At 58.3% G+C, this 19,818-nt stretch carries 18 protein-coding genes and 1 pseudogene; 7 read left to right on the plus strand and 12 right to left on the minus strand.

Annotated elements, in window-relative coordinates; all coding sequences use genetic code 11:
* Position 1: 1 nt before the first annotated feature.
* Positions 2-910, minus strand: coding sequence for a recombination-associated protein RdgC (gene rdgC / locus ACTG3T_RS05810; RefSeq protein WP_439101321.1), 909 nt, complete (start codon positions 908-910; stop codon positions 2-4).
* A gap of 167 nt (positions 911-1,077) precedes the next feature.
* Between rdgC and ACTG3T_RS05815 the strand changes: the two genes are divergently transcribed.
* Genes ACTG3T_RS05815 through ACTG3T_RS05825 form a run of 3 tightly spaced genes read left to right on the plus strand, consistent with a single transcriptional unit; the run spans position 1,078 to position 4,295 of the window.
* Positions 1,078-1,518 carry a VOC family protein gene (locus ACTG3T_RS05815; protein ID WP_439101322.1) on the plus strand — a complete coding sequence of 147 codons (441 nt, stop codon included), beginning with the start codon at positions 1,078-1,080 and terminating at the stop codon, positions 1,516-1,518.
* An 8-nt stretch (positions 1,519-1,526) separates the two neighbouring features.
* The gene (locus ACTG3T_RS05820) at positions 1,527-3,863 is read left to right on the plus strand and encodes a SpoIIE family protein phosphatase (RefSeq protein ID WP_439101323.1); all 2,337 of its coding nucleotides are present in this window, start codon (positions 1,527-1,529) and stop codon (positions 3,861-3,863) included.
* Between the two features lie 42 nt (positions 3,864-3,905).
* Positions 3,906-4,295 carry an STAS domain-containing protein gene (locus ACTG3T_RS05825; RefSeq protein WP_439101324.1) on the plus strand — a complete coding sequence of 130 codons (390 nt, stop codon included), beginning with the start codon at positions 3,906-3,908 and terminating at the stop codon, positions 4,293-4,295.
* 15 nt (positions 4,296-4,310) lie between these two features.
* Here ACTG3T_RS05825 and ACTG3T_RS05830 read toward each other — a convergent pair whose 3' ends face one another.
* Positions 4,311-5,012 (minus strand): glutamine amidotransferase-related protein, encoded by a 702-nt coding sequence (locus tag ACTG3T_RS05830; RefSeq protein ID WP_439101325.1) that lies wholly within the window; start codon positions 5,010-5,012, stop codon positions 4,311-4,313.
* Positions 5,013-5,180: 168 nt separating this feature from the next.
* Here ACTG3T_RS05830 and ACTG3T_RS05835 point away from each other — a divergent pair, with 168 nt between their 5' ends.
* The gene (locus ACTG3T_RS05835; RefSeq protein WP_439101326.1) at positions 5,181-7,484 is read left to right on the plus strand and encodes a tetratricopeptide repeat protein; all 2,304 of its coding nucleotides are present in this window, start codon (positions 5,181-5,183) and stop codon (positions 7,482-7,484) included.
* Here ACTG3T_RS05835 and ACTG3T_RS05840 read toward each other — a convergent pair whose 3' ends face one another.
* Both ACTG3T_RS05840 and rbsK read right to left on the minus strand, forming a co-directional pair.
* Positions 7,485-8,084, minus strand: coding sequence for a YceI family protein (locus ACTG3T_RS05840; protein ID WP_439101327.1), 600 nt, complete (start codon positions 8,082-8,084; stop codon positions 7,485-7,487). It lies immediately after the preceding gene.
* A 181-nt stretch (positions 8,085-8,265) separates the two neighbouring features.
* Entirely contained in the window at positions 8,266-9,186 is a 921-nt protein-coding gene (gene rbsK, locus ACTG3T_RS05845) for a ribokinase (protein ID WP_439101328.1), read from the minus strand.
* Positions 9,187-9,265: 79 nt separating this feature from the next.
* Between rbsK and deoC the strand changes: the two genes are divergently transcribed.
* The gene (gene deoC, locus ACTG3T_RS05850; RefSeq protein WP_439101329.1) at positions 9,266-9,946 is read left to right on the plus strand and encodes a deoxyribose-phosphate aldolase; all 681 of its coding nucleotides are present in this window, start codon (positions 9,266-9,268) and stop codon (positions 9,944-9,946) included.
* Positions 9,947-10,178: 232 nt separating this feature from the next.
* Here the strand turns inward: deoC and ACTG3T_RS05855 are convergent, their stop codons facing one another.
* The 6 genes from ACTG3T_RS05855 to ACTG3T_RS05880 all read right to left on the minus strand — a co-directional run bounded on the left by ACTG3T_RS05855 (position 10,179) and on the right by ACTG3T_RS05880 (position 17,061).
* Entirely contained in the window at positions 10,179-11,177 is a 999-nt protein-coding gene (locus ACTG3T_RS05855; RefSeq protein WP_439101330.1) for a multidrug DMT transporter permease, read from the minus strand.
* A gap of 85 nt (positions 11,178-11,262) precedes the next feature.
* Positions 11,263-12,300, minus strand: a complete 1,038-nt coding sequence (locus tag ACTG3T_RS05860; RefSeq protein ID WP_439101331.1) for a hypothetical protein — start codon at positions 12,298-12,300, stop codon at positions 11,263-11,265.
* A 9-nt stretch (positions 12,301-12,309) separates the two neighbouring features.
* On the minus strand, positions 12,310-13,647 hold the full coding sequence (locus ACTG3T_RS05865) for a phenylacetate--CoA ligase family protein (protein WP_439101332.1): 1,338 nt from the start codon (positions 13,645-13,647) through the stop codon (positions 12,310-12,312).
* Positions 13,648-13,695: 48 nt separating this feature from the next.
* The gene (locus tag ACTG3T_RS05870; RefSeq protein WP_439101333.1) at positions 13,696-14,277 is read right to left on the minus strand and encodes a flavodoxin family protein; all 582 of its coding nucleotides are present in this window, start codon (positions 14,275-14,277) and stop codon (positions 13,696-13,698) included.
* A gap of 14 nt (positions 14,278-14,291) precedes the next feature.
* Positions 14,292-14,834 (minus strand): VOC family protein, encoded by a 543-nt coding sequence (locus tag ACTG3T_RS05875; protein ID WP_439101334.1) that lies wholly within the window; start codon positions 14,832-14,834, stop codon positions 14,292-14,294.
* Between the two features lie 34 nt (positions 14,835-14,868).
* Entirely contained in the window at positions 14,869-17,061 is a 2,193-nt protein-coding gene (locus tag ACTG3T_RS05880; RefSeq protein ID WP_439101335.1) for a TonB-dependent receptor, read from the minus strand.
* Between the two features lie 175 nt (positions 17,062-17,236).
* Here ACTG3T_RS05880 and ACTG3T_RS05885 point away from each other — a divergent pair, with 175 nt between their 5' ends.
* Together ACTG3T_RS05885 and ACTG3T_RS05890 are read left to right on the plus strand one after the other, a co-directional pair.
* Positions 17,237-17,989 (plus strand): citryl-CoA lyase, encoded by a 753-nt coding sequence (locus tag ACTG3T_RS05885; RefSeq protein ID WP_439101336.1) that lies wholly within the window; start codon positions 17,237-17,239, stop codon positions 17,987-17,989.
* A complete protein-coding gene (locus ACTG3T_RS05890) occupies positions 17,979-18,803 on the plus strand; it encodes an alpha/beta fold hydrolase (RefSeq protein WP_439101337.1) in 825 nt (274 codons plus the stop codon). The genes ACTG3T_RS05885 and ACTG3T_RS05890 overlap by 11 nt, the downstream gene beginning before the upstream one ends.
* On the opposite strand, the gene ACTG3T_RS05895 is transcribed toward ACTG3T_RS05890, so the two are convergent.
* Both ACTG3T_RS05895 and ACTG3T_RS05900 read right to left on the minus strand, forming a co-directional pair.
* On the minus strand, positions 18,800-19,618 hold the full coding sequence (locus tag ACTG3T_RS05895) for an IclR family transcriptional regulator domain-containing protein (protein ID WP_439101338.1): 819 nt from the start codon (positions 19,616-19,618) through the stop codon (positions 18,800-18,802). The two genes, ACTG3T_RS05890 and ACTG3T_RS05895, sit on opposite strands and share 4 nt — an antisense overlap.
* Positions 19,615-19,818: pseudogene (locus ACTG3T_RS05900) on the minus strand (diadenosine tetraphosphate hydrolase); the annotation flags it as partial. The pseudogene ACTG3T_RS05900 and the gene ACTG3T_RS05895, both read right to left, overlap by 4 nt.

The following is a 19,818-nucleotide window of genomic DNA, read 5'->3' on the forward strand; positions in this document are numbered from 1 at the left end:
CCTAGGCGTTGTCTTCGCCGCCAAACAGGCTGATGAGACGATCCTGAATAGCTGTCAGCGTGGGGGCCATGAGCGCAAAATCCGCGTCAAACCTGGCCAGGCGATCCTCATCCATCAATTCGTCATTCTCCTTCACCAGGGCGTCAGAAAACTTGATCCGGCGCAGGCACAGGTCGTCGCCCAGAACAAACTGCAGCTGTTCGTTCCAGCCAAGGGCAAGACGCACCACCTGGGTGGTGCCCTGGAGATGCTGCCTCACCTCATCGCTGTAAAGATCCAGACCCTTGCAGCGTATCACCGCGGCCTGTTCGCCCATATCGCGAAGCTCACACTCCTCCCGGGCCTGAAGATCCTCGGGGAGGCTGGAGTTAGCCAGCCAGCTGGTCATGGCCGCCGCAGGTGCATGAGCAGTCTGGGGCAACAGCACAGGAAAGCTGCCGACGCACTCTCGCAGCAGGTTCAGAGCCTCTTCAGCGCGGGATGCGCTGGAGGAGTCCACCAATACCCAGCGTGCCTTGGGGTCAATAATCAGGCGCAGCTCCGCGTGGCGGCTGAAGGCCCGGGGCATACAGTCCTGCACAACCTCGTCTTTCAGAGAGAGCTTTTCCTTGCGGTAGACCTTGCGGCCCTGCTGCGCCTCGATGGCTTCCACCCGCTCTTTTACCAGGTCTCGCACCACCGACGGAGGCAGGATTTTTTCTTCCCGGCGCAGGCACAGCATCATGCGCCCATCCGCTGCATGGACGAGCATCTCTGCACCTTCGCCCAGGGCCGGTACCCAGCCCACAGACAGGGGTTGGGCAGGGGTGCAGGGCTTAAACCCGCGGCTTGCGAGCTTGTCCTCCAGCTGCTCCGCAGAGAACTCAAGACCGCGAGTCATGCGGTAGGCCCGCAGATTTTTGAACCACATAAGTACGAATATCCGGCGAAAGGGCGGCACATTCTACACAAGCAAACTACCAATACCATGGCAGGCTCTGCGAGAAACCATCGCCACAAGCGCGCCCGGATATCAGACTTGCCGCCGGACGGGGAGCTGCCTAGTATCACTAGCTCGTTCTTAGACGGATGATCAGCATGCAGTATCTGCACACCATGGTTCGCGCCCAGGATTTGAAAGAAACGCTGGCCTTTTACTGCGACAAGCTGGGCCTTGTGGAGACCAGCCGCTATGACAGCGAGAAGGGGCGTTTCACCCTGGTATTTCTTGCGGCCCCCGGCGATGTAGAAAGCGGTGGAGAAAAAAACGCCCCCAAGGTAGAAATCACCCACAACTGGGATCCCGAAGAATACGACGGCGGACGTAATTTTGGGCATCTCGCTTATCGGGTAGACGATATCTACGCGACCTGTCAGCGGCTCATGGATGCGGGCGTCACCATCAATCGTCCGCCCCGCGACGGTCATATGGCGTTTGTCCGTTCTCCCGATGGAATCTCTATTGAACTGTTGCAGGCAGGAGAATCCCTGCCGCCGCGGGAGCCCTGGGCGTCCATGGCCAATACCGGTAGCTGGTAGCCCGGGCAATGGGCCGCTCATTCACGGCGCGGCTGGTTATTCCCGTAGCGCTGGTGACCTCCGCAATCATTGCGACCGGCCTCTTTATCGACTACACAATTTCTCGAACGCAGATTGTCGATGGTCTAGAGGAAAGCGCCCGAAGCTCCATCACCGCGGCGGTGCTGCGCATTCAGGAACTCACCCGGGGCCTTGAGTCATCGGTGCGGTTTCTTGGGGAGGCGATGGACGAAGTGCCCGATAAGCCGCGCATAGACAAGGTGCTGCAAAGTGTCCTGAACAGCAACCCCCGGATTTTCGCAGCAGCTATCGCCCTGGATCCCGCCTACAGTCCATCAGCTGCGGGCCTCGCGCCCTACCTGTATCGCAAGGATGGCGACCTCCTGAGAACAGACCTGGCGGGCGCGACGGCCCCCTATTGGGAAGAGCCGTGGTTTGCCGATATCCGGGATTCGGGTAGTCCCGCCTGGGTGGAGCCCTACTTTGAATCCACGGGCGCCATGGTGGAACTGGCAACTTTCTCCACGCCGCTGTATCGCAACACCGCGAACAACAACCGACCGTTTATGGGCGTAGCGACCATTGATCTTCGGCTGACAGATCTTCAAAAGTACCTGGAGGGCCTGCGCCTTGGCGACCAGGGTTTCGGGTTTATGCTCACCTCCCGAGGGACGCTTGTCGGAGCCCCCGAGGGCAGGGTTATCAGTGCAGCCATGGGCGAGGTGCTCAGCAGTGACGAAGTCAGCGACTGGCAAAGCTGGCTAGAAGCGGCACCGGCGACCGCAAGACACACCACCGTGCGCTGTCCGGGCAGTGAAGAGACCTGCCAGCTACGGATAGCCGATGTAGAGGGCTCGAACTGGTCCGTGGGTATCGTCTACTCCGAAGCATCACTGTTACAGCCCCTGCACAGTTATCAAATCCGGGTACTCATCGTGGGTGCAGCCATGCTGCTCCTCATGGCGTTGGTGATCAGCATTGTCGCCCGGCGACTCACCGCGCCGCTTCTGGCGCTCTCGGAAGCGAGTAAGTCCATCGCCCAGGGTGAGCTGGACGTGGTCCTTCCCCAGCCCCAAGGCGACGATGAAGTTAGCCAACTGGTCACTGCCTTTGATGGCATGCGTGAGGATCTCGGTCAGTACCTGAAGGATCTTGAGGCGGCCGCCGCGCAGCGCAGCCGCATGGATGGTGAACTCAGTGCCGCCAGGGAGATTCAGATGGCCATGCTGCCCCAGGGCGGCAGGGCTGAATTCCATCACGAGGCGCTGACGCTCTGGGCGCGCGTTCGTCCGGCAAAAGCCGTGGGAGGCGATCTCTATTCTTTGCAGCAGGTAGGTCAGTTCCTGCTTATCAGCATCGGTGATGTCTCTGATAAAGGTGTCCCTGCAGCGCTATTTATGGCCCGGGCGATCAGCCTTATCCAACAGTGGGAGGTACAGCCGGCCCCGGTGCCCCCGCATATCGCCCTGCAGCAGCTCAACGAAGGTCTCACCCGGGACAACGACAGCTGCATGTTCCTGACGCTGTTTATTGGCGTATTGGATCTTCAGAGCCTTGAACTGCTGTTTGCCAGTGGCGGCCATAGTGCACCGGTGCTTCTTCGGAAAGGGCAAGGTCAGAGTATCGCGCAGGAGCGCGGTCCGGCTCTCGGGCTCCAGGAAGGGCTGAGTTTTCCCGCGAACAGCGTTCAGCTGGAAAAAGATGACCGCCTGGTGATTTACACCGACGGCTTCGATGAGGCGCAAAACGCGAACGATGAACTGCTGGGCGAAGAGCGGCTCCGGGAGATTCTGGCGCATGCGGACAATCTACCCCTGTATGAGGCCGGTGACGCCGTATTTGCCGCCGTGGATACCTTTGTCGCCGGGGCGCCCCAGTTCGATGACATGTCACTCATGCTCCTTGAGATACCGGGGGAGCGGCGCGCGCCCCTGCAGGCCGAGCGAAGCAGCCTGGGCATCGACGGCAGCCTGCCGGCGCAGGCGGCGCGCTGGCTGGAGGAGCAATGGCAGGCGCAGGGTCTTCCAAAGAGCAAGCTGCACGATATGCAACTCGCTTTGGAAGAAGTGGTCTGCAACATCCGTGACCATGCCCACACGGAAGCCAGCGCCAGCCTCAGCCTCGGCCTCGAGCGCTTCGTGGATCGGGTAGAGCTGGAGTGCGTCGACCCCGGACAGGCTTACAACCCCCTTGCCATCGCAGAGCGGGCAACCCTTGGAAAGAACACCGAGGACGCGAGCATCGGCGGTTTAGGGCTGCACCTCATCACCCAGCTGACTTCCCACCAGTCCTATCACCGCGAAGAGGGTCGCAATATACTGCGTTTGCGAATAGACCTCCCCTGAGCTGCTCAGAACAACAGGCATACCGTTACCGGAGATTGAATCATGAACCTTGATACCCAGCTCCACGAAGACCCCGCCAAATCACTGCTGCGTGTGAGCATGATGGGTGGCCTGAACACCGACACGGCTCCCGGTTTTGAGGCGATGCTCAACAACGCCATTGCCGAGGACTGGCAGATGGTACTGCTGGATATGCAGGCCCTGGACTACGTCAGTTCCGCGGGCTTGCGGGTGATTTTCAAAGCGGCGAAGCAACTCAAGAGCAGCGGGCGCAGTCTCGCTGTTGCCAATCGCCAACCGCAGATCGAAAAGGTCTTTGAGATTCTTCAGGCGCTCCCCGACATGGCGGTGTTTACCAACGATGCCGAGCTGGACGAGTATCTCGATGCGATGCAGGCGAAGGCGCGCAATCACAACAGTCTCCAGGACTGATTTTTTTAACCTCCGCTAGCTGCGCAAAAACCGCAGTATCCACTGAGCCATGCGCTCCGTCGCCGGCTGTTCCGCCAGGGATGCAATGCCGGATTGGTACACCGGCTCCGTGATTATTTCGCGACGAAACTCCATAATCGCCCGGGAGTAATCATTCACAAACTCCGGGTGCCCCTGCATGGTAAGAATGTGGGTTCCTATCTGGCATACGGCGTTGGGACAAAAATCACTGCTTGCGAGCACTTCGGCCCCCCGCGCGTTGGCCGTGACCTGGTCCTGGTGGGTGACCAGAATAGGGAACTCCAGTTCGCCGTCGTCGAACCAATCCGGGCGCACGGAAAAGCGATGGTAGTGCATGCCCACACCCCAACCCGCATCAGCTTTTTCGGTCTGCCCCCCCAGTGCCTGGGCAATCAGCTGATGGCCAAAACAGATACCCACCAGTTTTTTGCGGCGGGCATCGAGCTCCCGGACAAATTCCATTAGGGGCTCTATCCACGGCAGATCGTCGTAAACGCTGTGACGGCTCCCGGTCATGAGATAGGCATCTACCTCATCAATGTCATCGGGATATTCCATCAGACGCACATCGTAGGTCACAAACTCCAGGTCGGGGTCCCGGGGGCCCAGCAAAGCCGCGAACATATCCGGGTATTCACCAAAGTCAGTGACCCACTCTTCGCGCACAGCGTCCGTCTTTAAAATTCCTAGCTTCACGAGATGCTTCCCGATAAAAATGCACAGTGGAGTCTACGAACCCCTGCAATGCCCTGTCTATATCGAGGCCTATCTCCGTAAAGAGGAGGGCGGAGTTTGCGTTACTATGCGGCTGTGGCAATTTTCTGCATCCACGACCCCATCGATTGAGGCTCTAACGGACTACCCATGGCTACATCAGCAACTCTTCACTGTCGCGCGGCCCTGGGGGCAGTCGGTATCCTTTTTTTTCTCTGGGGTGTCGCGGCGGCTTCAGCGGAATCAGAAAAACCCCTTTTTGTAGGAACAGAAAAGTGCGCCGGCTGCCACGACAGCGAACACGGTCAGTGGACGGACTCCCATCACGATCTGGCCATGCAAAAACCCACTGCGGATACCGTACTGGGTGACTTCGATGATGCCCGCTTTGAATATTATGGCGTTGAGACGCAATTTCTTACTCGCGACGGAAACTACTTTGTGCGCACGGACGGGCCTGACGGCAGCATCACCGAGTACCCCGTGGCCTGGGTTTTTGGCGTGGATCCTCTGCAACAGTACCTGTTACCCATGGAGGACGGCCGGCTCCAGGCACTCGCCGTTGCCTGGGACACGCGGGACGCCGAGGAAGGCGGTCAGCGCTGGTACCACCTCTTTCCCGACGAGGAGATTCGCTTCGACGATCCCCTGCACTGGACCGGTCCCTATCTGAACTGGAACACCCGCTGCGCCGAATGCCACAGCACCGATGTGCAAAAAAACTACAGCGCCGACACGCGACGCTTCGCCACCACTTTTTTTGAAGAAGACGTGGGCTGCGAAGGTTGCCACGGGCCCGGAAGCAAGCACCAGTCGCTTGCACAGTCCGGCGCTCTCGGCGGTAACAATGCCTCGGGGCTGCAAACCGATTTAAGCGCCCGGGGACAATGGTTTTTCCCCGAGGGAAGCGCCATAGCGCGCCGCAGAACGGCTCTGAATGATCAACAACAGGTGGACAACTGTGGCCGCTGCCACGCGCGCCGCGGCACCCTGGGACATTACAACTACGGCAAACCCCTGTCTGACACGCACCGGCTTGCCCTGCTGGGAGAGCCCCTGTACCACCACGACGGGCAGATTCTCGACGAGGTCTATGTCTACGGATCCTTTATGCAGAGCAAGATGTCTCAGGCGGGCGTGGTATGCGCCAATTGCCATGAGCCTCACTCAAACAAGCTCCGGGCCGAGGGCAATGGTGTATGCGCTCAATGTCACAAATCCGAGGTCTTTGATTCTCCAAAGCACCATCATCACCCCGCAACGGGTGCGGGCGCCCAGTGCGTGAATTGCCATATGCCGTCAAAAACCTATATGGGTGTTGATGCGCGGCGGGATCACTCCATGCGCATACCCCGCCCCGACCTTAGTGTGATGATAGATACTCCCAACGCCTGTACGGACTGCCACAACGAACAGTCATCACAGTGGGCCCTGGACGCACTCCGGGACTGGGGCACGGACTTTGGCAACACAAGCCAGCACCCGGCCGTCGCCATGGCCGCGCTCCAGAGGGGCGACATTCGTGCTGCGCCAAGCCTGCTAGAGCTCGCAAACAACGGTAAGAAACCGTCAATCTGGCGGGCTACGGCATTGGAGCAGGTCTCTGCCAGCGGCACTGAAGGAGCGCTGCAAGTCGCCCAGGGGCTGCTCATCGCGGATGATCCCCTGCTGCGTGTTTCCGCCGTGAGAGCGATGCAGCAGCTGCCGGTGGCCCGGCGCTACCTGGCTCTTGCGCCGCTGATAAAAGATCCTGTTGCCGGAGTGCGCATGGAAGTCGCCATGAGCCTGGCGGCGGTGCCTCTGGACGAACTGGGCCCGGCGCGCCAGCAATCACTGCTGGCCCTGTTTGATGAGTACAAGGCCGTGCAGCGGCAGCATCTGGATATGCCTGCCATCAACATGCAGCTGGGGATTTTCAATGCCACACGGGGCGATTTTCCCGCAGCGGAGTCCGCCTACCGGGAAGCGCTGGCCCTGAACCCCCAACTGATGTCAGCTTATCTGAATCTTGCGGATTTGCTGCGGGGGCAAGGTCGGGAGGCCGAGGCCAGAGTACAGCTTGAAAAAGCCCTAGCCGTGAACCCTCAAAGCGGCGATGCAATGCATTCCCTCGGGCTGTTGGAAGCCCGAGGGGGGAACCGTGACAGCGCCCTTGAGCTGTTGGGCAAAGCTGCTGCGCTGGAAACGGTAGGATCACGCCACCGCTTTGTCTACGGCGTTGCCCAGCACGATTTTGGTGATATGGCAGGAGCGCTGAAAACGCTGACCAGACTGCATAGCGCCCTGCCCGCAGATGAACAGGTGCTTCTCGCCCTGGTTAATTACAACGCGGAGAGCGGCAATCGCGATATCGCCCGGCGCTATGTCCAGAAACTTCTGATGCTGGCCCCCCAGAACCCGAACTACCAACGACTGGCGGCGAGTCTTGGGGCAAGGAGCCGAAACCCCGGCTAGTCAATCCTCTTCAGGGACAAACACCAGCTGGCCAGACACCGGAACCGCGGTGCTGATGCTTTGCAGTCCCGCGACTTCACGGAGCACTTCAATACCATCGGCGAGACCGAAGTCTGCAGCTTTTACCAACAGTGGCTCACTGATAACCACCTGCAGGCCACCGTCATTGAGCCGCGTCACCAGCACCTCGGTGGTGTAGGACTGCTTGGATCCGTGGAGATCGACTTCGACCTCGATGGCCGTATCACGGGTCTCCCCAACGGGAAGCTCGCTCAGAGACTTGGGCACTTCGGCCCGCAACAGGGCAGCGGGAAACCTTACCGTCTCAAACAGCAGTTCGCGCATACGCTGGTTCCGGATGGGCACCAGCGTTTCGACGCTGTCCAGATCCAGGGCGACCTGCGCTGCACCGGTATCACTGATGCCGCCAGAGATTGATCGGAAGTGATGCAGTTCGGCCACGCTGGCGTTCTTCACAGACATAAATTGCACCGTGGAGCGCTCACCATCGAGTTCCCAGTCGGCAAGGGCACTAACGCTCGCGCCGGCGAGGAAAAGCGAGGCGACGAGGGCTGCGGTGGCTTTCGTCAATAAATTCATAGGCTTGGTTCTCATGGCTTTTGGCTCTCGTGATTTTTCTCGAAGCTATGTGATACTCCAGTGGATATACGATAACAAGCGTGCCGCGGTTCGTGTATCGCCAGCCGCCAGCGCTGAACGGGCACCAAGGCCTCACCAGTGGCCGTCAACTGCCCATAGCTAGCTCAGCGGCGCCTGCAGGCTAACTGGCAGAGTTCTGCCATTGGCTGAATTCATCGGTCGTGGCGTAGGACGTCTGCGTGCCCTTGCCGGTAACGCTGTGGGAAGCGTAGCTCACGGCCCGAGCAATAGCGGCTTCTACCTCGGTACCTCCCGCGAGCTCTGCCGCGAAGCAGCCAATAAAGGCATCGCCGGCGCCGGTGGTATCCACCGCGCTCACTGGCGGTGCGGTGATGTGTTTACGCTCGCCCCCATGCATCCAAAGCGCGCCCTTGTCGCCCAAAGTCACAATGAGGTTCTTAAGCCCCTTGGCCAGCAGCGAGCTTGCGGCCTCGGCAATCTGATCCTCGGTATCCACTGGCATGCCCGTCAGTATTTCCAGCTCGGTCTCGTTGGGCACGAAGTAGTCGCAGCGACAGGCGTAATCGATGTTTAGCTCAGTGCTCGCAGGCGCAGGATTGAGCAATACAGGTATACCATTTGAATTGCCAAACTCGATGGCGGCGTACACCGTTTCCAACGGAATCTCGAGCTGCAAGATGATCATGCTGCATTGCTTTAATTGATCAGCTGCCGCGGCAATATCCGCGGGGAGCAGATGCATATTGGCCCCCGGGATAATCAGAATACGGTTTTGAGAATCCGCATCCACCCAGATGGGCGCGACGCCGCTGGACACGCCCGGCACCTTGGTAACGTGCTCGGTGCTCACGCCGTACTTCTCAAAATTAGCCAGGGTGTTATCCGCAAAGGCGTCGTCACCGACACGGCCCATCATCAGCACGTCAGCGCCGAGTTTTGATGCGGCAACTGCCTGATTGGCCCCTTTACCGCCACAGCCCATGGCGAATTCCTTGGCTACCAGGGTTTCTCCTGCCTTGGGAACCGTGTCCGTGTAGGCGATGAGATCAACCATGCAGGAGCCGATAACAGCAATTTTCATAGCAGTGCTTCCGTTCTTATTCGATGCGCGACAGTGTAGCCTAACCGACCTCAATTTCGTCTGCATTAGAGTCTGCTCCATGGATACCCACGACAACGCCACCATCGCCGCAGCCATTGATCACACCCTGCTGAAACCCGAAGCTCGAGCGGTTGATATCGAACGCATATGCGAAGAAGCACTGGAACACGGCTTCGCTGCAGTGTGTGTCAACAGCCTTTGGGTCCCGCGGGTAAGCACAGTGCTCGAGGGTAGCTCCGTGAAAACATGCTCTGTCGTGGGGTTCCCCCTGGGAGCGTCAATCCCGGCTGCCACAGCGGCAGAAGCCCGCATGGCGATTGATGCCGGCGCTCAGGAAATCGATATGGTCATGTCCATAGGCGAGGCCCTGGCGGGCGACTGGGACGCCGTGCACCGCGGAATCGCCGAGGTATTGGCAAGCTGCGCTGACGTGCCGCTCAAAGTCATCCTGGAAACCTGCCTGCTCACCGAGTCCCACAAACGCCTGGCCTGCGAAATCTGTCGCGACCTCGGCGTCGCCTTTGTCAAAACCTCCACGGGCTTCAGTACTGGCGGCGCCACCGTGGAGGACGTTGCTCTCATGCGCAGCGTGGTGGGTCCGGACATCGGCGTGAAAGCCTCGGGCGGTATTCGTGACAGAGAGACTGCCGTCGCGATGCTGGGTGCGGGTGCTAACCGCTTGGGTTGCAGTGCCGGGGTGGCGATTGTTACTGGAGGAGTTGGGGCGGAAGCTTACTAGGGCCTGAAAACCGGGGAGCTCGATGGCGCGGGGGCTGTGCTTGTTGATGCACTCGGGAGACGCAAAAAGCGTCATCCTTGGCAGCTCGGCAACGCGAGGAGGGCACCCCCTAAAGCATTCGGGAAACGCAAAAAGCGTCATCCATGACAGCTCGGCAGCATCCATCCATGGATGCTGACGCTCCCTCATCGCTTCATGGGGCGCCGTCCTCGCTCACGTGCGAGCAATGCAACTATCGCGAATAAACAATCAACCCAAGGCCCACGAAGAAAAGCGCGAACATCGCGGTGATCATCATTGAGGTGCCTTCGGGGGCGTCCTTGAACTCTTTCCAGATAAACACGCCCCAGAAGGCGGCGACCATGGTGGCGCCCTGACCGAGACCGTAGGAGATGGCGGGGCCTGCTGCGCCGGAGGCGATAAAGCTGAAGGAGAAACCCACGCACCAGATCGCGCCGCCCAGGATACCCACCAGATGGAGGCGCGGCGTGCCCTTGCTGAAGTACTCGCCAATGGGCGCCACTTCGCCGGAGATGGGTTTATACATCAGCGGCACCAGCCAGATAACGTTTGATACGAGAAGCCCTACGGCAAACACCACGCCCGCACTGTAGGGCGTCATGAGGCCCGCTTCGGGGTTTGCAAAATCCATGGAGATAGACGCCGCAACAAAGCGATAGAAGAAGCCCATGGCGATACCGGCAATGACAGAGATTGCCAGGCCTTTGCCGACAGAGCGGCCCTCGTCCTGGGGGAGTCGAGCGTAGATCAGTGCACAGACTATGATCGCGGCAGTCACCAGACCCACGCCAGCGAACAGAAAGACGGGGTCGCCGACGGGTGCGGCGATGTAATTGGTGACCACACCGATCACCAGGGCAAGACCGATGGCCACGGGAAAGGCCACCGCCATCCCCGCAATATCGATGGCTACCACGAGAAGTATATTCGCGAGGTTAAAGACCACACCGCCGATAAAGGCAGAGCGCAGGGCCTCAGAGCCCGCCTGCGAGATATCGGGCATAAAGGCCCGCCCCTCATCGCCGGAAGAACCGATGGTAAAGGCGAAGAGCAGTGTGAGAAGCAGCACACCCAGAGAGTAGTCCCAGTAAAAGAGCTGGAACTGCCACTCGTTGCTGGCAAGCTTCTGCGTATTTGCCCAGGACCCCCAGCACAACATGGTGATCAGGCACATCGCTACGGCGATGCTGTAGGACTCAACAATGAGCATGGCGATCTCTCGTTTATTTTTTTACGGGACCACCATGATCAGACCGCGGGGAGAAAGTTTCAAGCACCCATTGGGAACCCCGGTATCAGCCCTCACTGAACTCTGCGCGGAGATCTTTGGCGGCTTCCACCATATTTCTGAGCTTTCCATAGGCAGACTCCGGTGGGAGATACTTCATCCCGCAATCGGGCGCCAGAACGACACGTTTTTGATCCACGTGGCATAGCGCCTTCAGCACACGATTCTTGATGGTCTGGACGTCCTCTACCTCAGGAGTCGAAAGATCCAACACGCCGAGAAGAATATCTTTGTCATCCAGGGATTCGAGGACGGTGCAGTCAAGATTACTCTGGGCGGTCTCAATGGAGATTTGATCGCAACAGGCCCCAGACAGCTCGGGCAGAAATGAATAACCCTCGGGCCGGGCATGAATGAGTGCGGCATAGCCAAAGCATATGTGCACGCAGCTTTTGCCGTTAATGCCTTCCAGCGCTTTGTTAAGCACATCCACACCGTATTCTCGCGCCTGCTCTGGCCGTGCCTGCATGTAGGGCTCATCAAGCTGCACCACGTCTGCCCCCGCGGCAAGCAGGTCACGGACTTCTTCATTAACTGCCACGGCGTAGTCCATACCCGCCGCCGCCTGGGAACCGTAATGATCATCCTGCGCCTGCTGGGACATAGTGAAAGGTCCGGGGACAGTAAACTTGATCGGTCGGTCGGTAAGACCGCGAAGAAACTCCACCAACTCCACCCCGACCGCATGACGGCGTCGGATAGGGCCGGTTATCCGCGGGACGTACACCGGCTCACCACTGCGATCCAGCGCCTTCCCGGGATTGTCCAGATCAATGCCATCAAGTGCGTTGGCGAAGTGGTTTGAGTAGCTCTCACGGCTGATCTCACCGTCGCCAATAATGTCCAGTCCTACGGCTTCCTGTGCCATAACCGCAAGCCGCGTCGCATCCCGCTGAGCCTCTGCAAGGTGAGCCGCATCTACTCTCCAAAGCTCCTTTGCCCGGGTTCGGGGCGGAAACTGACCCGCTAACTTTGCACGGTCGATAAGCCACTCAGGCTGGGGCAGACTGCCTACAATCGCAGTGGGGAATAGAGGAAGAGCCATGCGTTCTCCTTAGCCGTTGACGACCGCGCCGTGGGCGTCGGAGTAATCAACTAATTTAGATTTATAAGTTTCCCGCGGCAGGGTGTTGTAAGGCACAAAACTGATGTCCGTCGTTACCAGCAGTCGCGCACGAATCTCGTCCTTCATCCGCTCCCGAAGCCCTTCGGGTGCCTGCGGCGTGTCTTTACCCAGCTCCACAACCACTGGCAGCGGCGGCGTCTGGAGCACGCCCTCCTCACGCGGACGCACTTGCAGCATCCCTGATACCTCCGGGGTAAAATCATCAAGGAGACTACGGATCGCCGTGGGGAATAAATTGACGCCACGCACGATGAGCATGTCGTCGGTGCGACCCACGCAGCGGATCCGAGGACCGGTTCGTCCCGTGGGGTTTTCCTCCATGGTCACCACAACGTGATCACGGCTTCGGAATCGCAGGAGTGGCATCGCCTCGCGACGGAGCGCGGTGTACACAAGCTCGCCTTCTGCACCGTCTTCCCAGGCCTTGGGCTCACCGCTAAACGGGTCGATGAGTTCGACGTGAACAAAACCCCGGGGCATAAAGTGCATGCCCTTCCCATCCTCGTCTTCCGCCCAGGCAGACAGGGTGATGTCACCAATGCCCATGGACTCGCGAACGCTGCAGCCAAAGGCTTCTTCAATCTTTCCGCGCACCATGGGATCACCGCCACCGGGCTCTCCGGCGGTGATCATGTTCTTTAGGCCCAGGGACTGGGTGTCGATGCCATTTTGATGGCACCAATCAATGAGGTACAAACCATAGGAAGGCGTGCAACTGATGCCTGTAGCACCCAACTTCTGGATGGCGGTCACCATGCGCTCGGTATTACCGGTTCCCACGGGGATAACGCTGCAGCCGATTTTATCGAAGCCGTAGTATACGGCGCCCGCGACAAAGGGTCCGGCGTTAAAACCAACAACAACCTTCTGACCGGCGGTAAAGCCCGCCGCGGTGTAGCCTCGCGCCACGTTCGTGGCATACATATCAAGATCGGCAGCGGTCAGGCCCAGGTAGCACGGCACACCGGTGGTACCGCTGGTGCTGAATACCCGGCGAAGCTTTGTGGAGTCGGCCGCGAGATGCGCACCAAAGGGCGCCTGCTCAGCCTGCGTAGCCCGAATCTCGTCTTTTTCCGTGAACGGAAGCTTCGCAATGTCATCCAGTCCGCCGATCTGCTTAGCGGAGGTAAAGCCCGCTTCCTCGAGCTTCTTCTGATAGAAGCTCGAGTTCTCCAGCAGATAGGCGATCTGCCGCTTGTAGGACTCTTTATCGAGTTCGTATTGCTCGGCAACCGGCCTGGTTTCGGTATCTTGATCGTAAATCATAGTGATCGTCATCCGTGTGGAGCGACGCAGACTCGCGCCGCGTGTGTATCAGCTGTTCCAGCGTTGTGCGCAGGTAGCCACGTGTGCACCAAAGGCACGGGCAGTATCGAGATCCGCTTTGGTGGGTCCAACTTCAGGGCCTGCGTCCACGGCGGACTGGGCCATTGCTCCCAGGGAAGCGCCCAGACGATTCATATCATCCACGGAACCCGCCGTGCTGTTATTGCCTGGCATCTGATTCAGATTGACCCACAACATGCCATGCTGGGCCGCCAGCGTAATGAACTGCATCAGCGTGTTTTGCTTGTCGCCATTCTGTGATCCGGAGTTGGTGAAGCCCGCTGCAAGTTTCATCGCCCAGCGCTGCTCCATCCAGCGCTGGGACGTAGCTTCCATAAACGCCTTGAAAGGCGCAGAAGCGCTGCCCATGTAAGTTGGGCTGCCAAAGATCATGGCGTCACAGGCATCCAGCAGGCCCCAGGCCGGTGCATCATCCGCTTCAAGATCCGCAACGGGAAGCAGATGACACTCAATGTCCCCTAGCGATGAGACACCTTCGGCAACCGCCTCGGCCTGTTTCTGGGTATGCCCATAGCCACTGTGATAAACCACGCAGACTGACTGACTCATGTTGCTTGTCCTTTTTACCGGTGAAACTGAGTGTTGTTAGGTGTGTGGTCACCCGCCAGCCACTTGGCGAGGTCATCATGGGCCGTGAGCTTTTTCTGTTCGTTGAGCTCTTCAACGCCATCAATGTCGACAGTGAATTCCACAAGAAGACCGGAGGGGTCGAACACATACAGGGAGTAGCAATAGCCATGATTGAGGATATAAGCCTGGGGCTCGGTGATTCCCGCCGCCTCCAGCCTGGCCTTAATACCGTCCTGGGTTTCCTGATCCACTTTCATTGCCAGGTGACGAAAGCCCGAGGGCTGAAGCTCCGGTCCAAACTCCTTTTGATCCTCTTCGTCAGCAAATTGGAAAAACGCGAGACAGGACCCGTCACCGATATCAAAAAAGCAGTGCATATAGGTTCGCATCTTGCCGAAAAGATCTGTCTGTTCGGCCCAGGTGGCGACCAGCTTGTAACCAATAATGTCTTCATAAAACTCTCTCACCGCTTCCATGTCGGTGGTGACATAGGCGTTATGGTGTAAAGAGCTGTGTGTCTGCGCTAGAGCATTCATGTCATTCTCCTTAATTGGTGTATTCGGCGGCAGCTTAGAAGCGCTTGCTGAATTCTATTCCGTAGCGTGCGGGGAGTGCAGGCCAGATAAAACCACCCGGAGAAAACTCGGTGTTGTACTCCTCGTCTAGGACGTTTTTACCCCAGAGCGTGACGGTCCAGTTATCCACCGCTTCGAAGCCAATGCGCATATCCAGAACGTTGATTGGGCTTCGCGTTGTTGTGTTGTCGGGCTCCCACCAGGTTTCTCCCGTGCGGGCGAAGTCGCCCCGAGCCACAAATTCCATACCGCCAAACATATCGACAGGCTGTCGATAGACCGCGCCAAGATTCAGGGTGTACTCGGAGACCAGCGGAGCCTGGTTACCGACCTGGGTGGGATTAGGTGATTTCTGGATTTCGCTGTCGGTGTAGCCAAAACCCACATAGGCGCTGAAGTTGTCAGTAAAGGCCGCATTGGCCTCGATTTCCAGACCCATGTACTCCGTCTCTTCAATAGTGCCGAGGTTCTGGGTGCTGGTACCCGGGTCAAAGTAGAAAAAGTACGCGCCTTCGAATTCGGTGTAGTACAGGGCCATGGACGCGCTGGCACGACCGTCCCAAAAGGAGCTCTTCGCCCCGACTTCGAAGGTCTCCGAGATCTGCTCGTCGAAGATGTCGTTTACGCCGGGGACCTGTGCGGCCTCACCCACGCCCGTCTGGTTAAAACCACCGCTTCGGAATCCTCGGCTGAGATCCACATACAGGGTAGCGTCATCGTTTGGCTGATAACGAACGGTGAATTTGGGCTGTAGCGCATCCCAGCTTTCGTCGCGCTTTTCGCCGAACACCAGATCAAGTCCCGACGTGTTGTAAAGCTCCGGGGTGAGGGTCGTGTTCTCGCGATCGTCGTTGTCGTAGCGCAGGGAAAAGGTTGCTTCAACTCGATCGGTAATGTCGTAGGCGACCTGTCCAAATACTGCGTAGGCAAAGTTGTCCTGACCGTCGGCAAGAATGTTCAGCTGTGGACTGGGGTCCGTGGGATCCACAAACACCGAGGGTCGGAAGTCTTTTTCCACATCAAAAACACCAAAACCCCGGTCAATCTGATTACCGGTAGAAATGTATCGCTCCGTGGCGATGGCATAGGCACCGGCGATCCACCGGAAGCGATCTTCGGCAGGAGACGCGAAGCGGATCTCTTGAGACACAGACTCCACCTCAAGGTATTGGTTCTGACTGAGGTCGGTTATCTCGTCCCCGGTGAGAAACTTGATGAACCCACCAAAGGGATCTGAATTAAAAGATGATTCCGCGCGGGGCAGGAAGTTGAACTGATCACCAGAGAGTGTCTCTTCTACCTTGTCGTAGGCGGTGATAGCAGTGAAAGTGCCCGCATCTGCCAGCCACTCGAGCTTCAGGCTTGAGCTGATAAAATCGCGCTCGTTGTTGCCGGGATTGTTGACACGCACGGGGAGCAGGTCGTCCGCATCGGGAGCGATGCGGAAATACAGAGCCTGGGTATCGAGAGCGGAGTAGCTCAAGCGGAAGTCCGCGCTGAAAGTATCACTGATGTCCCAGATCAAGCGAAGACGGCCAGAGGCATCTTTTACAGGATCAGCCTCCTCGCCCAGTACCGGGTTATTGATAAATCCGTCGGTGTCCATGTAGGAACCGGATAAGCGATAACGGATGTTGTCGGTCAAAGGCCCGCTAACGCTACCGCGCACCTTGTACCCTGGGCCACTATCGACGCCCGCCTCAACCCGGCCCTCAAATTCATCGCCGGGCTGCTTGGTATTAATGGTGATCGCACCACCGATGGCATTCCGTCCGTAAAGAGCGCCCTGGGGTCCGCGAAGTACCTCAATCTGTTCGATGTCGAAAAGCTGCTGATTAAACTGTGTGGGATTCGACATAAGAACGCCGTCGATCAACACCGCAGCAGACAGTTCACTATTGCGAGCCTGGGAGACACCCCGGATATTCAGAAAGGAGTTACCCGCATTCTGCGTCTGAACCAGCGTGACGTTGGGCGTGAGGTTGATGAAGTCCTGGGGCGTAGAAATACCTGCGGACTGAATCTCTGACTCAGTGAAGGCTCGCACCGACACCGGCGCATCCTCGAGGGTCTCATTACGCTTACGCGCCGAAACCACCACTTCTTCCAGCGCGGACTGCGCATAGATCTCCGGTGCACCACAGGCGGCGGCAACCAAAATAGCGAGCGGCTTAAGGTTACTCTTCATGCTCATTCTCCAAGCGTTGTTTTATTGTTAGTGCTTAATAGCGTAGAATCTTCGCATAACGAAATCAAGTTCGATATGCGAAATATAGGAGGTTTACGTGGTAAGTGTCTTGCCGGATCAGCCAGCCCTGCGAAACTCCTCAGGCCCCGGCCTTACGAAAAAGGACGATAAATTTATGGGAAATCAGTCAGTTACGTCTATTTGCGGCTACGATGCCGATAGTATTTCCGTGCGCGGTAAAGACCTGGTCGAAGACCTCATCGGCAAGCGGAGCTTCACCGAGGCTTTTCTCATTCAGGCTCTGGGAGTGGAACCCACGGCACGACAAACGCGCATTGTTAACGCGGTACTGGTAACAATCATGGAACATGGCCTCGTTCCATCGGCCGTTGTCACGCGACTCACGCACTACGGCGCGCCCGAGTCATATCAAGGCGCTGTGGCAGCGGGACTACTGGGCGTAGGGGATCGTTATGCGGGTACCGCAAGCGAATGCGGCGCCCTCCTCGAACAGATGGTCGCCTCCGGGGAGCCGCGCTCAGCGGCAGATGCCATCGTTGCAGATTATCGCGGTCGGCGGGCGGCTCTTCCGGGGTTTGGTCATCCTATTCATCACGATGTGGATCCCCGGGTAAAACGCTTGCTATCAGTTTGTGAAGAGGCCGGTTGCGAGGGCACATACATCGCGGCCATGAGTACGCTGGAATCTGCGCTCAACGAGGCCCTGGGCAAGCAACTGGTCACAAACATCAGTGCCGCAATCGGTGCCGCACTGGCCGAGGCTGGCGTACCCTCGGGAATGATGCGCGGCGTAATACTGGTGGCGCGCTGTGCGGGCCTGGTGGGACACCTTTTTGAAGAAAGCCAGCGGCCTATCGCCGACGACCTCTGGAAGGGCGCGCAGGACCCCATCAGCTATGAGCCCTGAAGAGAATAGCTGGACGGCACGGCGCGTTGCGAACACAGCCGATGGCACGCAAATTCCCGTTTATGAGTGCGGCGAAGGTGAGACCCTTCTGCTGGTTCACGGCTGGACCCTTGACCACTCCTCATTCAATGCTCAACTTCCGCTTGCCTCTGACTATCGCTTAGTGTGCTTCGATCGCCGCGGTGCCGGGCGCTCCGCCGCACTGCCGAATCTCGGCGCGGAAGTTTCTGACATCAACAGCATCATCGACTCTCTGGCATGCGACCGTGTGCACCTACTGGGCGTATCCCAGGGCGCACGCATTGCACTGCGGTTTGCAGCCGAATTCTTCGACCGGCTGCAATCGCTGACAGTGCAGGGCGTTGTGGTAGATGGTTACACGGCCCCCGTGGAAGACGAGGGTGCAATCCCCCTGGGCCACTATGTCGAACTCGTTCGGAATGGCGAGCTGGGGAAAATGCACAGTGAATGGCTTGCTCACCCCTTGATGAGTAGCGACGCGCTCGAGCTTCCTGCAAAAGAAGCCCTTGAGCATGTCGTACGAAGCTATCGTGGTGATGATTTACGGGTGTCGGCAGTCCCCCAGACCGCCGTCGCGGTTCTTGAAAGACTGGAAAATGTTCCCACGGCTACGCTGGTAATAACGGGAGAGCGAGAAACCGCCGCGCGAAAAGCCCATGCCGCGAAACTCTGCGACATCATGCCCTGCGCGCAGGAAGTGACGCTGACCCGCTGTGGCCACCTCAGTAACCTCAGCCGACCCGAGGCTTACAACGCGGTTCTCAAGCGTTTTATAGATGCCCTGCCACGCTAGCTGAGTGCGGCGGCGGTAATGGAGTTGACCAGCACGGGATAACGCTGAAGCTCGATCTCAATCGCCCTGGCCGCCCGACGCAATACTGGTAGGCGGGTATCGCGCATCTCGTCGGACTCCACGCGCGACGTCGCGGTGGAGCAGTTGATGGCGGCTATAACGTCTCCGTTACCCGCCCGTACCGGAACAGCAACAGAAACAATGCCGTAGTCCAGCTCATCTTTGACGCTTGCGTAGTCGTTTTGGGCTGCCTGTTTAAGAATCTGGGCGAGGCGCTTGCGATCGACGATGGTTCGATCCGTAAACCGTGTAAGGGGAGTGTTTGCAACATAGTCTCGAGTGCGCTCTTTTGGCATATGGGCCAGCAATATCCGGCCCAGCGACGTGGCATGAGCGGGAAAACGCGTGCCTACTCCAGCTGCAAGGCGTACCATCCGGTTCGTAGATACGTGAATCAGATAGAGCACATCGGGGTCGGAGAACACCGCCAGCGAAGAGCTGTCCCCGGTCTCATCCCGCACGTCCTGCAGGTGGGGACGAACGGCCTGCTCCAGATTCATGGACTCGAGATAGGCGGAGGCAAAGCTCATCACTTCCGCGGTCAAGAGAAAGCGCTTGTCTCGCTTGGCCACGTAACCCAGCTCTACCAGCGTGTGCAGGCAGCGACGGGCGACCGCGGGGCTGAGCTCGGTCACCACTGCAACCTCGGACAGACTCATTTCGGGCCGTTCCCGGGAAAACGCACGAAGAACTGACAAACCCCGCTCCAGGGTGCTCAGGTATTCGCTGTTACGGACAGAGCTCTTTGCCGTCACAGTGTCATACCGGCGAAGTCATCTCGTATTTGATCTATCTGCATCTGGGAATACTCGGCGGAGCTGTCGAGATTACCCCAGACAGGGGCCGGCCAACAGGGATCGCTCTCTCGACGACCAATCACATGTAAATGTAACTGCGGCACCACCAACCCGAGGGCGCCCACATTGACTCGCGGATAGTCCAGCGTCTGCTTCAG

Origin of the sequence: Congregibacter sp. (genome assembly GCF_965660375.1) — a bacterium.
GTDB lineage: Bacteria > Pseudomonadota > Gammaproteobacteria > Pseudomonadales > Halieaceae > Congregibacter.

Bases quoted from the DNA above. Each gene is read 5' to 3' on its own strand.
- ACTG3T_RS05865 (WP_439101332.1), bottom strand. From the start codon at position 13,647: ATGATTTACGATCAAGATACCGAAACCAGGCCGGTTGCCGAGCAATAC.
- ACTG3T_RS05870 (WP_439101333.1), bottom strand. From the start codon at position 14,277: ATGAGTCAGTCAGTCTGCGTGGTTTATCACAGTGGCTATGGGCATACC.
- ACTG3T_RS05820 (WP_439101323.1), top strand. From the start codon at position 1,527: ATGGGCCGCTCATTCACGGCGCGGCTGGTTATTCCCGTAGCGCTGGTG.
- deoC (WP_439101329.1), top strand. From the start codon at position 9,266: ATGGATACCCACGACAACGCCACCATCGCCGCAGCCATTGATCACACC.
- ACTG3T_RS05860 (WP_439101331.1), bottom strand. From the start codon at position 12,300: ATGGCTCTTCCTCTATTCCCCACTGCGATTGTAGGCAGTCTGCCCCAG.
- rbsK (WP_439101328.1), bottom strand. From the start codon at position 9,186: ATGAAAATTGCTGTTATCGGCTCCTGCATGGTTGATCTCATCGCCTAC.
- ACTG3T_RS05825 (WP_439101324.1), top strand. From the start codon at position 3,906: ATGAACCTTGATACCCAGCTCCACGAAGACCCCGCCAAATCACTGCTG.
- ACTG3T_RS05815 (WP_439101322.1), top strand. From the start codon at position 1,078: ATGCAGTATCTGCACACCATGGTTCGCGCCCAGGATTTGAAAGAAACG.
- ACTG3T_RS05885 (WP_439101336.1), top strand. From the start codon at position 17,237: ATGGGAAATCAGTCAGTTACGTCTATTTGCGGCTACGATGCCGATAGT.
- ACTG3T_RS05880 (WP_439101335.1), bottom strand. From the start codon at position 17,061: ATGAAGAGTAACCTTAAGCCGCTCGCTATTTTGGTTGCCGCCGCCTGT.
- ACTG3T_RS05890 (WP_439101337.1), top strand. From the start codon at position 17,979: ATGAGCCCTGAAGAGAATAGCTGGACGGCACGGCGCGTTGCGAACACA.
- ACTG3T_RS05840 (WP_439101327.1), bottom strand. From the start codon at position 8,084: ATGAATTTATTGACGAAAGCCACCGCAGCCCTCGTCGCCTCGCTTTTC.
- ACTG3T_RS05835 (WP_439101326.1), top strand. From the start codon at position 5,181: ATGGCTACATCAGCAACTCTTCACTGTCGCGCGGCCCTGGGGGCAGTC.
- ACTG3T_RS05875 (WP_439101334.1), bottom strand. From the start codon at position 14,834: ATGAATGCTCTAGCGCAGACACACAGCTCTTTACACCATAACGCCTAT.
- rdgC (WP_439101321.1), bottom strand. From the start codon at position 910: ATGTGGTTCAAAAATCTGCGGGCCTACCGCATGACTCGCGGTCTTGAG.
- ACTG3T_RS05855 (WP_439101330.1), bottom strand. From the start codon at position 11,177: ATGCTCATTGTTGAGTCCTACAGCATCGCCGTAGCGATGTGCCTGATC.